Raw genomic sequence first — 15,110 nt, 5'->3', positions numbered from 1 at the left:
TCCAATTGGCCACCGAGATCGGTCAGCACTGCCGCCAGCACACGCACGAACCGCCGGTCGGCCTCGTCGCCGGTGCCGAGCTTGCGACGCAGCCGGGCAAGCGCCGGTGGCAGGTTCCAGCCCTGGAGCGGCGCGCCGTTGCGCACTGGCGAGTTGCCGCGCGGACTTGATCCGCCGCGATTCCAGTGCAGCCCCGGCAGAAGATGCTGATGCGGCGGAGCGCGTTGACACAACCGGCAGCCTCGCCGAAGAAGGCCAGGGCAAGCAATATCACAGCAGTTTTTATGTCCGGCGCAAAGGCACATTCAAGTTTCCGGTTGAAATTGCTGCAACATTTTCAAACGGCGAGACCGTGCGTGAGTCCTGGGACGGGCAGGAGATTTGGAAAAAATTCAGCTATCTGAAACCAACGAAACTTGTTTCTGCAACCGTCGATCCTGAGCGCAAGATTCCGCTTGATATCAATTACACCAACAACAGCGCGGCCGTCGAACCTTCGAAGCTAGGCGCGAATAAACTTGCGCTGCGCTGGATGTTTTGGATGCAATTCTTTCTGGATCAGCCGGAATTCTTGAATCTCTTCTCGAATCTCATTCCCGAGTTTTGATTGGTTGTGAGGAGTGTTTTCTTGGCGCTGTTGCGCTGTTTCTGGGAGTATCTTGTCATCCTGAAAGGAGCTTGTGAAGTGCTCGGCCGAATGTCAAGCACTTCACAAGATTCGTTTGAATGACATTTCGAAATGGTATTGCTGCAAATTAAGAATGCAGCGCACTAGCCCGAAGTGCCTGGTTGTAACGAAGCGCGTTTAGACTGGTCATTACGGTGAAAGCCGCGAACCCGAGGAAATATCAATGATAATGCAAAGCTTGAAAAACGGTTTTGTCCGACTAAACTTAAACCGCCGCATGATCATCGTCTATTATCTGACGAGCCTGATCTTTGGCCTGATTTTGATGGCGCCGCTATGGTCGAGTTTGCGCAGTTTTATCGGTGCCAGCGAAATGGGAAGAATTCTGGCCGGCAATTTTGATTGGGATTTTTTGTTCGAGTTTATAAAAAATACGCCCAACTTAATCTCAACTTTGCTCTGGCTGATCGTATTGATCTTTAGCGTTCACATATTTTGGTCGCTTTTTCTTTCCGGCGGAGCATTTGCCGTTTTTGTCAGCGGCGAAAAATACACGCCCGCCGCTTTTTGGGGCGGTGCGGCCAGCTATTTCGGCAGATTTGTACGGCTCGCCGCCTGGAGCTTGCTGCTCGCGCTGGCGCTGATTTTTTTGCAGTTTCTTCCTGATCTTGTGCAGCGTGTTATTTGGGGAAAAGATCCCTATCAAAACATTACGTATTGGATGAGCTGGGTCAAAATCGGGTTTCGGTTTCTGTGCTTTCTTTTCTTCAAACTAGTGCTGGATTATGCCAGGATTCATACTGTCATGACTGGTGAGCGCGTCATGCGTGTTTCGTTTATGGAGGGGCTAAGCTTTGCGAGCAAGAATTTTTTTGCGGCCTTTGGCTTGTCTCTGCTGTTTTTTCTCGCCGGCGCTTTGGTACTATTGCTCTATAATCCGCTGGCGAACAGCCTGTCGGCGCCGAGTAGCTTCATCGTGTTTCTACTTTTTGTCTTACAGCAGCTTTACATATTCTGCCGCAAAGCACTCGAACTCGCTTTGTATGCCGGACAGGTGCATCTGTATCGCGAACGGCAGCAGCTTGTCCGGGAGGAAGAACCGCAACCGGCCAACGAACTGGGCTGGGAAGGCGCGTGGGCTTGATTATTTTCCGTGATGCTAACCACCTGAATCGAAGCAGGAGTTTTGAGCAAAAATTGACTTTCCGGCCACCCCTTGTGGGGCATTGTTCCAACCCGCGAATTTATTGGCTGCAATAGCACCCCACAAGGGGGTGGGACTACAAAAAATTAAGGTAACAGTTTACTAGTGGGCAATTCCTGCTTGCTTCCCGCAGGGATTTGATGTAGATTTTTGATCATCGCATTGTTAGGAGAATATCTCGTGGCGCAAAAAGGTTTTGTTGTTTTTAATTGCATCGTGGCTGGTGGTGCGTCTGCGCCTTGGGATTTTATCGACCAGATTGACGTTACAGCGCTTTTTTAATCAGCCTCCCGTCATTTTGGTTGCGCGCCGCGCTCGCCCGTTTTCCGAGGGCCAATGGGTTGTGGCCGACGAACAGCTTCATTTTCTTTCCATTTCTACGCCACCGGCAACTATTGAAGTTCGATCTCTTCCTAGATCGGGACATAATTGAAAGGGTATTTGATGAAGACGATCTGGTTGTGCTTTTTGCTCTCGTTTACTGCTGCCCTGGCGCAAGATGCCGCGCTTCGGGTCCCGTATGAACGTTTTGCTTTACCCAACGGCTTGACGGTAATTCTGCATGAAGATCACACCACGCCAACCGTGAGCGTGAATGTGTGGTATCATGTCGGCTCCGGCAGCGAAAAGCCCGGGCGCACGGGGTTTGCGCATTTGTTCGAGCATATTCTCTTCGAAGGCTCGAAAAATGTGCCGGAAGGCGCCTTTGACGAATGGCTCGAAGCGGCGGGCGGCAACAACAACGGCTCGACGAACCCCGATCGCACGAATTACTACGAAGAAATTCCCACCAGCGCCCTTGAACTTGCCTTGTTTCTCGAGTCGGATCGCATGGGATTTTTGCTCGAAGCGATGTCGCCTGCGAAAGTCGATGGCCAGCGCGACGTCGTCAAAAATGAGCGCCGGCAAAGCTATGAGAACCGGCCTTATGGTCTGGCATTTCCGACGCTCGGCGAAAATTTGTATGAGCCGAATCATCCGTATCATTGGCCGACCATCGGTTATATGGAAGATCTGAGCGCGGCTTCGTATGAAGATGTGGTTGAGTTTTTTCAAAAATATTACACACCAGCCAATGCGAGTTTGGTCATCGCAGGCGACATCGACCCAAAAGCTGTTAAGGCGATGGTGGAAAAATGGTTCAGCGATGTCAAAGGTCGCCCCAAAGAACCGCCGCAAACCGTGCCGCCGGCTTATCTCAATGAAGAGAAGCGGTTGATACTCGAAGATCGCGTGCAGTTGCCCCGGCTTTATATGGCATGGCTCACGCCGCCGCTGTTTTCGCCTGGCGATGCGGAAATGGATTTGACGGCAAGCGTGCTTGCCGGCGGCAAGAACTCGCGGCTGTACAAGCGGCTCGTCTATGATTTGCAGATTGCTCAAGATGTCTCAGCATTTCAAAACTCGGGCGGATTGGCTTCCAGCTTTATCATCATGGCAACAGCCCGTAGTGGGCATACGTTGGCGGAGTTGGAGAAAGTAATACAAGAAGAGATTGATCGGCTGAAAACAGAGCCGCCACAACCGCGCGAGGTGCAGCGCGCCATCAATCAATATGAGTCTTCTTATCTCAGCGGGCTTGAGCTAGTATCGCGCAAAGCAGATCAATTGAATTCCTACTTCATGCGCACGGGCAATCCCGATTATTTCAATGAGGATTTGGCGCGCTACAAGGCCATTGATCCCGAAGATTTGCGCAGCGCGGTGATGACATTTTTGCGCAACGAGGCGCGCGTCATTCTCAGTGTGGTGCCCGCCGGCAAACAGGAACTGGGCGTGGGAGGTAAGGTGGTGAATGCGGCCCCACCTCAGAATAATTAATGCGATTTGGTGAATTCAGAATCGGCTCATCATTCTTCACTACTAAGGCTAACGCTTATGTATGCATTTAATCATAAATCCAAGACGCGTGCCATGACTGTATGCTTTTGTCTGATTGCGATCTTTCTTCTTGCGGAAACGAACCTTTTCGCGCAAACGCCTGACCGCAGCAAACCGCCGGCTCTTGGTGAACCGCCCGCGCTCAAAACCGCGCCGATTCAGCGTTTCAAGCTTTCCAACGGCCTGCCGGTCGTGTTGATGGAAAAGCATCAGGCGCCAGTGGTTGACATTATTCTCCAAATCAAAACCGGCTCCGTGATGGATCCCGCTGGAAAGGTTGGCTTGGCGAGCTTGACCTTTGCGATGTTGGACGAAGGCGCGGGCAGCCGCAATGCTCTGCAAATCGCGGATGAAATCGATTTTCTCGGCGCGAGCCTGTCAACCGGCGCAGGCTTGCATACCTCGCAAATTTCGTTGCATACGCTGGTTGCACGCGTCGAGGCGGCGCTTGCGATCATGGCAGACGTCGCTTTGCGGCCAACGTTTCCGGCCGAAGAATTGGAACGCCAACGCAAGCAGCGCTTAACCTCCCTGGCGCAGGCGCATGATGAACCAACTGCGATTGCGAGCGCGGCCTTTAATCGTGTCATGTTCGGTGAGCAACACCCCTATGGCCGCATGGCCAGCGGCGACGAAAAGTCTTTGCGCGCCTTCAGCGCGAAAGATTGCAAAGAGTACCACAGCAAAAATGTTACGCCGGCTAATGCCACTTTGATCGTGGTGGGTGATGTTACTCCCAATGCAATTCAATCAAAGCTTGAAGCCGCGTTCGGCAAATGGCAAGGCGATAAGGCGGCAGGCGCGGCGGCATGGCCGGCAACGAAGCAGGTGGAAAGCCGGCAGATTCATCTCATTGACAAACCGGGCGCCGCGCAATCCGTCATTCGTATCGGGCGCATCGGCCCAAGCCGCATGACCGAGGATTATTACGCCTTAACCGTGCTCAACACGATTCTGGGCGGTTCGTTTACCTCGCGCTTGAATCAAAATTTGCGCGAGCAACATGGTTATTCTTATGGCGCGGGCTCGACTTTTAATTTGCGGCCGCAGCCGGGCGCGTTTATCGCCTATTCGAACGTACAAACCGATGTGACTGACAAAGCCTTGACCGAGTTCATGAAAGAGCTGCGCGGCATCTTGGGCGATATTCCCGACGAAGAGTTGGCCCGCGCAAAAAATTATGTGGCGCTCGGCTATCCCAGCAATTTTCAAACGACCGGCCAGATTGCGGGAGAACTTTCTGAGTTGGTCGAATACAACCTCCCGGATACTTATTTCAACGAATACGTGCAGAAAATCCTGGCGGTGACGAAGGCCGAGGTGCAGGCGGCTGCCCAAAAATATATTGACCCGGAAAAAATTGCGATTGTTATCGTCGGTGATCGCGCAAAAATCGAGAGCGGCATTAAGGCGTTGAATCTAGGCGTGATCAATGCCATGACTATAGCGCAAGTTCTCGGCAAAATTCCAAAACTGGAAGGCGCGGATTGAAACAACCTCAGAGGCTTTCATGGCGCAAGATGCTTGGCAGGATTTAGGCCCGATCGAGGAATTTCAAAAGTCAGCCTTGACTGAAATTCATCTCGGCAAAACGCCGGTCGCGATTTCTTATCGGGACGGTGAATTCGGCGCCGTGTCCGGCGTGTGTAATCATGTGGGCGGGCCGTTAGGACAAGGTCGGCTGGACGGCGACTTCATCGTTTGCCCGTGGCACAATTGGAAATTTCATCGCAAAACCGGGGTGGGCGAGCCGGGCTTTGAAGATGACATCGTACCGAGCTATGAAGTGAAAGTCGAAGGCGGCCGCCTGCTCTTGCACGCCGAGCCGCGCAACAAACGCCAGAAAAAACCGCATGCGCCGCATCCGCTCAGCCGTCCTATCAAGCGTGAGGACGGCCACATTCGTGTCGCGGGAATTTCGACCACCGCAATTGATCCGGCGAATCCAAGATATTCCACCTCCGAAGCGTTGTTGGAAATTGCGCTCAAGCACGCCTCTGAGCAGTTGCATTGCGAAACGAAGCTGATCAAGTTGAGCTATTTGCGCTTTCGCAATTGCGAGGGATATTACTCCAAAAGCGCGCAGGCTTGCACCTGGCCGTGCTCGATCACGCAGATGGATGACAAAGACGAGATGGTCGAAGTCTACGAGGCGTTGGTGCATTGGGCCGATGTCATCGTGCTTGCCACGCCGATTCGCTGGGGGCAAGCGAGTTCGCTGTTTTTCAAAATGGCGGAGCGTTTAAATTGCGTGCAGAATCAAGTCACGATCCGGGATCGCGTGTTGCTGCGCAATAAAGTTGCGAGTTTCATCATCACCGGCGGGCAGGATAACGTGCAGGGCGTAGTCGGCCACCTGCTGGGCTTTTTTTCAGAATTGGGATTTTACTTCCCGCAATTCCCATTCATCGCACACTCGCGCGGCTGGTCTGCGGAAGACATGGAGCAGAATGTCATCGATGTCATGAAGAGCCAGGAATTGCGCGAAGGCGCAAAGGAATTGGTTGGGCGCGCTGTTGATTTGGCGCACACGCTGCTCGGCCTCGAACGCCTCGTCGAGCGCACGCCGCGCGGCGGCCGCAAGGCGCACAAGCTGGAGGTGGCGGCGCTGGCGTGATGATCAGTTTTTACTTAATTCTGATCGAGGATTTAATTTAGTTCTATGTCGTTTGATGTGAGTAATTCTGAAATAAAAAAATCGCCACGGATGCACACGGATGTAACACGGATCAAAAAACGACACCGGTTTTCAGACAAGCCGCAAATGGCCTTAATTATCCGTGAAAATCCGTGCTCATCCGTGGCTTGAAAATCTTTGACTGTAGCTTCGTTGCGCTAAGTCGATCGGTAACAAGTGAATATTTTCTCATTGATCTTCATTGCCCTTGCCTGCAACCTCGCGATCGCACAACAACCTGTTGTTAATAACAAGACTCAACCCTTTCTCCTCGTGCTCGGCATCGCCCAAGATGGCGGCGTGCCGCAAGCCGGAACCAAACATCATCCCGGTTGGGAGGATGCGCGCAGCAAGCGCCGCGTCGTTTGCCTCGCCCTGATCGATCCCGCCACCAACGAGCGCTGGCTTATCGAAGCCACGCCTGATTTCCGCGAACAATTGCATCTGCTGGATGTCGCAGCGCCGGTGGAAAAATCGCCCGGACTCGACGGCATTTTTCTCACCCACGCCCACATGGGACATTACACCGGCTTGATGTTTCTCGGCCATGAATCGCTGGGCGCGAAAAATGTTCCAGTGTTTGCCATGCCCAGAATGCACGGTTATCTCAGCAAGAATGGGCCCTGGGATCAACTCGTGCGCTATCAGAACATTGATTTGAAATTATTGCAGCATGATGTTGCCGTACAGTTGAATGATCATCTCTCGATTACGCCATTCCTTGTTCCGCATCGCCAGGAGTATTCCGAAGTTGTAGGTTTCCGCATTACTGGGCCAAATCGTTCCGTGCTGTTCATCCCGGATATTGATAAATGGGAATTGTGGGATGAGCAGGGCACCCGCATAGAGGATATGATTGCCTCAGTCGAAGTCGCATATCTTGACGGCACTTTTTACGCCAATGGCGAAATTCCCGGCCGCGATATGTCTACTTTTCCGCATCCGTTTATCACCCACAGCATGCAACGTTTCCAAACGCTGCCCGACGCTGAACGCGCAAAGGTCCGGTTCATTCATCTCAATCACACGAATCCTGCTTTGCTACTGGAAAGTGAGGCGCGCCGGACAATTAAGAAAAACGGTTTTCGCGTGGCGCAGGAGGGGGAAAGGGTGGAGTTGTAGCAGGGAGCATTAGCTGAATCTCTTGCAGGAGAGCCTGGCAAAGCACTCCGGAACAAGCGGAATACTTGTAGCCATGGTTTGCCGGAAAATTTAGGTTGAATGCGAAGCTAACCCTGAGGTCGCTTGATTGATTCTACCCTGTGAAAGCTCAACCAGTTTCTGCGGCCGTTCGGTGGTAAAAAAATAGCGCCAGCGTTTGCGCGTTTGCAACTCCACGCCCATGCCGCTTTGCGCGACATAGGCAAAGGTATTGCGCAAATCGTAACGCACACCCCAGCCGATGAAGCGCGAAAAAAGATAAGGTTCCGGTTTGATGCTTTCAATCTCCTTCCAGCGCAGGCGCGTGCGCACAAAACCAAAGCCAAAAGAGATGCCCGTCTCCGTGACTTCAATCGACAATCGCCGAAACGTGAAGGTGGCGGCGATGAGCGCGAGCACAGCCGCAATCATCACTACCACAAGCCAGGTAGGCAGATGAGGCCAAAGCAGGACCAGAACAACAACAAGCAACGAGGCCGACCCGATGGCGAGGGCCAGCAGGCGCAAAATCCAACGCTTCATCGGTTGATATTCGCGATACAAAACAGCTTTGGAGGTTTTCATTTTTCGCGCAAGTTTGAAGTTGACCGTTGCAGGTGCATGCCGCGACGCCAGCGTCAATCTAAGGGGAACATTTCAAAAAAGCAATGCTGGTGAAGGCTCAAACGCATTAAATTTACTGAAATTCACCTTGACTTTTTAGCGAGATAGCCTTATTTTGGCGTCGCTTTTTGAAGGCCAGGTAGCTCAGTCGGTAGAGCAACGGACTGAAAATCCGTGTGTCCGCAGTTCGATTCTGCGCCTGGCCACAACCTCACAGCAAAGCCGCGCGGTTTTGCTGTTTTCGTTTGCGTGTCTCAAGCTGGTGTAGCTCAGATGGTAGAGCGGCGCACTCGTAATGCGCAGGTCAGCGGTTCGATCCCGCTCACCAGCTCGTATTTCACTTCACAAGTTGATTGAATACCCTGATTTCTCTACCCGTTTTCCATCATGACTAAATCTCTTCTCTTGCTCGCCGCGCTGTTTCTTCCCGCGATGTCACTTGCTCAATCCACCGGTTATACCTTTTTGCGCACGCCGGTGGGCGCGCGCCAGGCTGCCATGGCCGCGAGCTTTGTTTCCATTTCAAAAGATGCGCACAGCATCTACTACAATCCCGCAGGACTGGCCGACATGTCCACGCGCGCCGCGACGTTTGGCTACATTAATAACATCCTTGATGTGCAAGATTTCTTCGGCGCCTATGTCATGCCGCACAAGCAGGGCAGTTACGGTTTTGCGCTGCAATATACCGACTACGGCGATTTTAAGCGCACGAATGAATTCGGTGAAGAGCTGGGCAGTTTTAGTGCAAACAACATGATTGCCTACCTGAGCTATTCGCGGGCGCATTCCGAGCGTCTCCTTTTGGGCGGCAATTTGAAGTATATCCGTTCCGCGCTGGCGGATTTTTCTTCGGATGCCTTCGCTCTCGATCTTGGTATGATTTATCATTCCAGCTTGTTTGATAATCTGGCTTTTGGCGCGGGAGTTTTCAATCTCGGGCGCGTGCGTCAAGCGTTTGACGGGACCAAAGAAGATTTGCCGCTGAATTTTCAACTCGGCGTTTCGAAACGCCTGGCGCATTTGCCGCTGATGTACAGCCTGACACTGGTGGCGTATCCCGATGAAGACATCCAACTCCGCGCCGGCGGCGAGTTCAATCTTTCGCAAAACGCCTATTTGCGTTTGGGCTACAACACGCTTGGGCGCGATCAGAAGGTCGGCACCGACAGCGATCGCTTCGCCGGACTTTCGATCGGCTTGGGGCTCGATTATCGCCAATACAAATTCGATTACGGCATGTCGTCCTTCGGCGAAATCGGAAATCTCAACCGGCTAAGCATGTCGATCATTTTCTGAAACCGCGTTGTAGCGGAGATCTTGTTTAAAAAAATCAGCCAGTGAGTTCGTACTCATTGGCTTTTTCATTTTATAGCGGTTTTAATTGTGTCGAACTTGTCATTCTGCAAGAATCTTGTGAAGCTGCCGTCTAAAATCGAATTTTCACAAGATTCATCTCAATAACACATTCATCAATGGCAAAACGCTATCATATCATGTTGGAGGTAACTTTATGCACATTGGATTTATTGGCCTCGGCATCATGGGCCGGCCCATGGCAGAACACTTGCTGAAGGCGGGTTATCGCTTGACGGTATTCAATCGTACCGCGAGCAAAACCAAGTCACTAGTGGCGCAAGGCGCAGAGGCCGCCAATTCGCCGGCAGAGCTGGCGGTCTCGTGTGACGTTATTATTACGATGGTGCCGGATACCGCTGACGTTGAGGAGGTTCTGTTCGGCAATGCCGGTGTGAAGGAGGGACTCTCTGCAGGAAAGATTGTTATTGACATGAGCACGATTTCGCCGGAAGCTACGGAGAAATTTGCCGAACGTATGCGCGAATCAAACTGCGAGATGCTCGACGCGCCCGTGAGCGGGGGAGAACCGGGCGCCATTGCCGCGACATTGACGATCATGGCCGGCGGCAAGCAGGAAATTTTTGAAAAGTGCCAGCCGATTTTTGCAACGCTGGGCAAGAATATCGTTTACACCGGCAAGAACGGCAACGGCCAGCGCACCAAGCTGGTGAATCAAGTCATCTGTGCCCTGAACATTCTCGCGATGACAGAAGGCTTGCGCCTGGCCAAGCTTTCCAAGCTCGATTTGCAGACCACGCTACAAGCCGTCAGCGGCGGCGCTGCCGGCTCGTGGATGTTGAACAATCTCGCGCCGCGCATTTTGAAAAACGATTTCGCGCCGGGATTCATGATGCGCCTGCAGAGTAAAGATTTGCGCCTGGCGGCAGAGCTGATGCAAAGCCTGGGCAAAGAGTTTCCAGGCACGGCTTTGACCCATCAACTCTTTCAACAAGCTGTGGAAAAAGGCTTGGGAGAGCAAGGCACGCAGGGGTTGATCAATTTGTTTGCCGCGACGTGAGCCGGTGTTGCAGAGGCTCAACTCGTTTCGTTACTGATGTATTCAAAGCCTCGAAAACGTTTGAGAATAGGATCATCAAGTTTTCCTCACTTGCCGAGTGACACACGATTCTGCTGGTGAACGTTTTCGAGGTATTCATTCCTATCCCCGCAAAAAACTTCGAGAGTCAATCGGTAATCGTCACCGGAATATTGATATCGATGTCCGACTCATCACTGCGGTCTGCGCCGTTCTTGGGCGTATTATCAAAATGGCTGAGGACGACATTCAACGAATTTGTCGCGCTGCCCGTGACCGCGCCGCCTGCTAAAACCGCAACTGTGAATTCCAAACCCACCGGCAGATTGTTGCTGTCTTTGTCGGTAATCGTCACCGTGAGCCTTCCGGCCAACGCGCCTTGTGGTGTGTAGAAAAATTGATGCGCTTCCGCTTCTTCTTTCACCTCTTCCGTAATGTCTTCTGCCGGATTCTTTGATTCGTCGAGCAATTCAACTTTTCCGGTGTAGGTGCTGCCGGCTTTCAACGTGAGCGTGCCGAAAGTCGGTGCCGCGCCGCCGTCACCGTCCGGGTCCTTGAACGTTGCGGTAACAACATTGCTCGTGCCGTTTTCCGTGAGTGACAAAGTCACTGTGGTGATCAACTCTTGCTCGTTGCCATTGTCCGGGTTGGTGGGATTGTCTTCCTTGCAACTCCACAACAGGAGCACCGGAAGAAGCAAGAGCAACATTCCTCTGCGATGATTGCGTTTGTAGTTCATGTTACGACTCCTTTGCAGTTTGGTTGAGATATGAGTTGGACTCAAAATTTTGTTCAGCGTGAATCGCCAACTGCGGCAGCGTATTTATTCTTGTTCAAATTTACCGAAGGGAATTTGCAGGCGCAGAATGAAGCTGCGGCCGGGATCATCAATGAAATAACGATAACGGCTGAGATAATCGCGATACCTCGTATTGAGAACGTTTTGCACGCTGGCGTCGAATATTACAGGCTGCGCCGCAAGGTCAAATTGAAAGCCCAGGCTTGCATCCACCAGCGCATAAGGCGCCGGCGGCTTGGCATAATCGGCATTTGCCGGAACGCGTGTTTGCCGGCGCACGAAGGTGCCGCCCAGATCAAGATGCGCGTTCGTAATGCCCCTCAGCTTGGGCAAACGCCAGTGCGTAAACAGGCGAAAACGATCGGCCGGCATTTGAATGAGCGGCTCGCTGGCCTCCAGATTTTGGCCGTACACGATCGCGGCGCTTACACCCAGTTCAAAAAAATCCGTGAATTGATGGTGGACAAAGCCGTCGAAACCGCGGATAACGGCGTCAGCCTGCCGGTAGCGAAACGTCGGAAATGCGCCGCGAATGGTGAGCGTGGGTTCGGGCTGCGGCATTAAAAAAATCAAATCGCGCATGCGATTATTGTAGAGGCTCAACTCGGCGCGGCTTCGTTCGCCATCATGCTTGAGCGTGAGATCGGCTTGCAGGCTGCGTTCGCTTTTCAAATTCAGATCACCGATCTCGAATTGCGCCGTGCCGTGATGCACGCCATTGCTGTACAATTCATTGATGCCCGGCGGGCGCCATGCCGTGCCGAGGTTCATACCAAGCGACCAGGAGGGCCCCAACTGATAAAGCGCGCCAAGCACGCCGGTGAGATTATTATAGCGGTGATTTGTTACAACGATTCTTTGTTGGCTAATGCGATAAACCTTCATCTCCCGCGCCTCAAAACGGCCGCCGAAGTTGATCGTCCAGCGACCGCGAGCCCAGGTTTCAAGCGCGTAAACGCCTCCGGAGTAGGCCCGAAAATTGGGAATAAGCAAAATCGTGCCTTGTTGCACGTTGCCTTGGCGAACACCGCTCACGCCGAGCCTGCCAAAGAAATTGTGCGCGGGTTGATGGCTGAACGCCAGTTCCACAGAATGCGTGGTCAGCGTCAAATCGAAGGAAGGCCGGGCGCGCGCCGCCAGCGAATCGTTGTAAGGTTTGTGCGCATCGAACTCCTGGCGGTGGTTCTGCTGCCAGCCGTATTGCACCTCGAGGCGGCCTAGGCGCGCAAATTGAATTTGCGATTTCAATGAGAGCAAATTGTGCACGATATCCTGTTTGGGCGGGCGCAGGTCGTAGCTGAAATCCGTTTTGGTCAATGGCCGGCCGCGTTCGATTGCGCGTAGCAAATCGGTTGTGTTGCCGATGTGCGCACCGCTAAAAATGCCCAATTCCGTGCTGAAATGGCTCAGGTTTAATTCCGTGCTAAAACGCGTGCTCTGATACCCGAAACCCAATGCGGCGTCACGCTCGAAAAAACCGGAATTGCGCATGTTATAATCCGGTGTTTGGGCGTCGCCGGCTTTGCGCAAACTGCCTTGCAAGCGCCAGGCGAAACCGGGAATTTTTTTCATCGCGCCTTCCAGCAGCAACGAACCGGAGCCTTGCAGATTATTCGAAAAGCCGTTGAGCCACACCTGCCCGCCGAAACCCGGCGTATCGCGCAATGCGCGTGGTTCGATGCGAATCACGCCGCCGATGGCATTGGAGCCATACTGCACGCCGGCCGCGCCTTTCAACACTTCGATGCGCGCCGGCGCGAACGGATCGATCTCCGGCGCATGTTCACCGCCCCATTGCTGGCCCTCTTGCGCCACACCGGCATTCAACACCAGAATGCGATCACTATGCAAGCCGCGCACAACCGGCTTGGCGATTGATGGTCCGGTTTGCATGACGGTGACGCCCGGAATATCTTTGAGCGTCTCGCCCAACGATTGGCCGCGTGCTTTTTCCAGCTCGGCCGCGCGCAACACCGCCACGGATTGGCTTGAGCCGGTGAGACTGCTGTGATCATTGGCATCGGCCGTAACCGTGACTTCTTGCTCCTCAAGCGGAGTAACGGCCAAACGAAATTCATAATTCAAATCCTGCGAAAAGGTCAGCGTCTCTGTGACAGTGGCATATCCCAGCAAACGGCAAATAATTTTGTGTTGCCCGGCCTGAATGTCTTTTATTTCGAATTGGCCATCTTCATCGGTGACCGTGCCGCGGCGTAAATCTGGAAAATAGACTTGTGCACCGGGAAGCGGCCGCTTGAGCTGGCGATCGATCACCTTGCCGGTAAATATCACTTTTGTACGGCCCTGCGGCTGTGCAGTGTTTTGAGCGTACACATATTCACCTGCACACCAAAGCGACAAAAGCGAAAAGGAGCACAGAACTAGTTTTCGCATGAACGTAACCTCTTAAAATAATCGAATGGCACCTCGGATTGGAGAATCATCCGGTGATGCTGTCGAATTCGAAATCAAAAAAGCATGTCGAGCCAATGAAACGATGCGCAAAAAGACACGAGGGCAAGTCGTGTTTATGCCAGAAAATATACCGGCGCAAAACGCTTCATTGCGCGTGACAAACGCAAAAAATGAAAAAGCGAAACGAAAAATTAGGCAAGAACAGCAGGAGGGGCGCGCAGATTGGAATGGATGGCGCAGTAGAGAAGGTTGAAATGGGGTGTTGCTGTGATGGTGAGGCAAAACGTTTGTGGGGCGCTTACGGTTTCATCAGAAAAATTGACCGCGATATTGGCCAACGAGTACAAACACGCCACGCAATTGTAGCCATGCGTTTGCTGGAATTGTACGCCATCATCCGGCTGAAAGGCCGCAACTCCTGCGTTGCCCGGCGGCCAGTTGCCGTGTTGATGTGCCAGTTCGGCGGTGACGCTGAGCAGGAGTAAAACCAAACTCAGAGAGACGGCGACAACGGGTCTCCATTTCCCTGTCATCAGAAGGCTCCGTTTTTGTGATTAAAAGCGTTCAAGTAATTTCCCTCAACAATGGTTTTGCGTCTATTATTCCCAACAAGGCACACAACAATACAAAAATTTTCAAATAAACGTCAAATGAATTTTAGCGAATTGCTAAAAACTACCAACGCCACCAGGGCCTTTTCCCTTCCGGACCGTGATCGTTTTTGAGAAGTTCTTGCAGATATTCCCTATCGGCGAGATCTTTGGGGCGGTACGTGTCTTTTGTTTGAATCAATAATTCGGGTTTGAGAAAAGGGATGTTCACGCCATTGAGTTCCGCCATTTCGACGTGTGCGGCAGCTTGTTCATAGGTAACGCTACAAGCCTTGGTCATCAAGTCAATAACGATTTCATCTGCTACGCGCACCACTTGATAGCTGGCCACCTCATGCGCTTCGATCTCGCGAATAGCCTGATCGGGGAGATAGAGCAACGTTTGTTTTATTTTTTTGATATTTTCCAGCGACCCGTCGATCAGAAGATCGATGTCACTCGTGCCGCGCAAGTAGCCGTGATAAATAATTGCAAAACCTCCGATGACGACGTAACGCACGCCCGAGGCGTTTAATTGCCGGCAAAGCTCAATCAAGTCTTCCGGTGTCGCGTCGCGAGAAAACTCTGGACGCGCATTTGCATCATCCATCGATCGGCTTCCTCAAACGTTTTGAACCGGTAAAGCCCGCGTGGACAAACCGCGGTTGTGCCGCGCAGTTGCTGCATCGTTTTCAGCCAGCGCGCGGCGGCGGCAGGCGAGGAATCGACGCCGCGCCGGTGACCGACAACTTTCACG

13 protein-coding genes and 2 tRNA genes are annotated in these 15,110 nt (G+C 52.5%); 11 read left to right on the top strand and 4 right to left on the bottom strand.

The genetic code is table 11. From position 1 onward, the window contains the following. The first annotated feature begins 166 nt into the window (after positions 1-166). The 6 genes from FBQ85_16420 (at position 167) to FBQ85_16395 (ending at position 7,512) form a co-directional block, all read left to right on the top strand. Positions 167-607: a hypothetical protein gene (locus FBQ85_16420; GenBank protein ID MDL1876731.1), complete on the top strand. Its 441-nt coding sequence runs from the start codon at positions 167-169 to the stop codon at positions 605-607. Positions 608-851: 244 nt separating this feature from the next. After that, positions 852-1,772, top strand: a complete 921-nt coding sequence (locus FBQ85_16415) for a hypothetical protein (GenBank protein MDL1876730.1) — start codon at positions 852-854, stop codon at positions 1,770-1,772. Between the two features lie 504 nt (positions 1,773-2,276). Beyond that, complete coding sequence (locus FBQ85_16410; GenBank protein ID MDL1876729.1) at positions 2,277-3,653, top strand: insulinase family protein; 1,377 nt, start codon at positions 2,277-2,279, stop codon at positions 3,651-3,653. Positions 3,654-3,710: 57 nt separating this feature from the next. Continuing rightward, positions 3,711-5,204, top strand: a complete 1,494-nt coding sequence (locus FBQ85_16405) for an insulinase family protein (GenBank protein MDL1876728.1) — start codon at positions 3,711-3,713, stop codon at positions 5,202-5,204. A 19-nt stretch (positions 5,205-5,223) separates the two neighbouring features. Then, on the top strand, positions 5,224-6,330 hold the full coding sequence (locus FBQ85_16400) for a Rieske 2Fe-2S domain-containing protein (protein ID MDL1876727.1): 1,107 nt from the start codon (positions 5,224-5,226) through the stop codon (positions 6,328-6,330). Between the two features lie 243 nt (positions 6,331-6,573). After that, a complete protein-coding gene (locus FBQ85_16395; protein MDL1876726.1) occupies positions 6,574-7,512 on the top strand; it encodes a pyrroloquinoline quinone biosynthesis protein PqqB in 939 nt (312 codons plus the stop codon). Positions 7,513-7,602: 90 nt separating this feature from the next. Here the strand turns inward: FBQ85_16395 and FBQ85_16390 are convergent, their stop codons facing one another. Continuing rightward, positions 7,603-8,115, bottom strand: a complete 513-nt coding sequence (locus tag FBQ85_16390) for a hypothetical protein (protein ID MDL1876725.1) — start codon at positions 8,113-8,115, stop codon at positions 7,603-7,605. Between the two features lie 172 nt (positions 8,116-8,287). On the opposite strand from FBQ85_16390, the gene FBQ85_16385 reads away from it, so the two are divergent. The 4 genes from FBQ85_16385 to FBQ85_16370 all read left to right on the top strand — a co-directional run bounded on the left by FBQ85_16385 (position 8,288) and on the right by FBQ85_16370 (position 10,531). Further along, positions 8,288-8,363: transfer RNA gene (locus tag FBQ85_16385), tRNA-Phe, on the top strand. Positions 8,364-8,412: 49 nt separating this feature from the next. Beyond that, positions 8,413-8,485 (top strand) — tRNA-Thr (locus tag FBQ85_16380). Positions 8,486-8,541: 56 nt separating this feature from the next. Next, the gene (locus tag FBQ85_16375) at positions 8,542-9,453 is read left to right on the top strand and encodes a PorV/PorQ family protein (protein MDL1876724.1); all 912 of its coding nucleotides are present in this window, start codon (positions 8,542-8,544) and stop codon (positions 9,451-9,453) included. Positions 9,454-9,667: 214 nt separating this feature from the next. Then, positions 9,668-10,531, top strand: coding sequence for an NAD(P)-dependent oxidoreductase (locus FBQ85_16370; protein MDL1876723.1), 864 nt, complete (start codon positions 9,668-9,670; stop codon positions 10,529-10,531). Positions 10,532-10,697: 166 nt separating this feature from the next. On the opposite strand, the gene FBQ85_16365 is transcribed toward FBQ85_16370, so the two are convergent. Together FBQ85_16365 and FBQ85_16360 are read right to left on the bottom strand one after the other, a co-directional pair. Further along, complete coding sequence (locus FBQ85_16365; GenBank protein MDL1876722.1) at positions 10,698-11,288, bottom strand: hypothetical protein; 591 nt, start codon at positions 11,286-11,288, stop codon at positions 10,698-10,700. 84 nt (positions 11,289-11,372) lie between these two features. After that, positions 11,373-13,742, bottom strand: coding sequence for a TonB-dependent receptor (locus FBQ85_16360; protein MDL1876721.1), 2,370 nt, complete (start codon positions 13,740-13,742; stop codon positions 11,373-11,375). A 191-nt stretch (positions 13,743-13,933) separates the two neighbouring features. Between FBQ85_16360 and FBQ85_16355 the strand changes: the two genes are divergently transcribed. Then, a complete protein-coding gene (locus tag FBQ85_16355; GenBank protein ID MDL1876720.1) occupies positions 13,934-14,248 on the top strand; it encodes a hypothetical protein in 315 nt (104 codons plus the stop codon). A 190-nt stretch (positions 14,249-14,438) separates the two neighbouring features. Here FBQ85_16355 and FBQ85_16350 read toward each other — a convergent pair whose 3' ends face one another. Further along, on the bottom strand, positions 14,439-14,963 hold the full coding sequence (locus FBQ85_16350; protein ID MDL1876719.1) for a hypothetical protein: 525 nt from the start codon (positions 14,961-14,963) through the stop codon (positions 14,439-14,441). Positions 14,964-15,110 lie beyond the last annotated feature (147 nt).

The organism is Cytophagia bacterium CHB2 (assembly GCA_030263535.1).
Classification (GTDB): domain Bacteria; phylum Zhuqueibacterota; class Zhuqueibacteria; order Zhuqueibacterales; family Zhuqueibacteraceae; genus Coneutiohabitans.
This window is presented reverse-complemented; position numbering and strand designations above follow the sequence as displayed.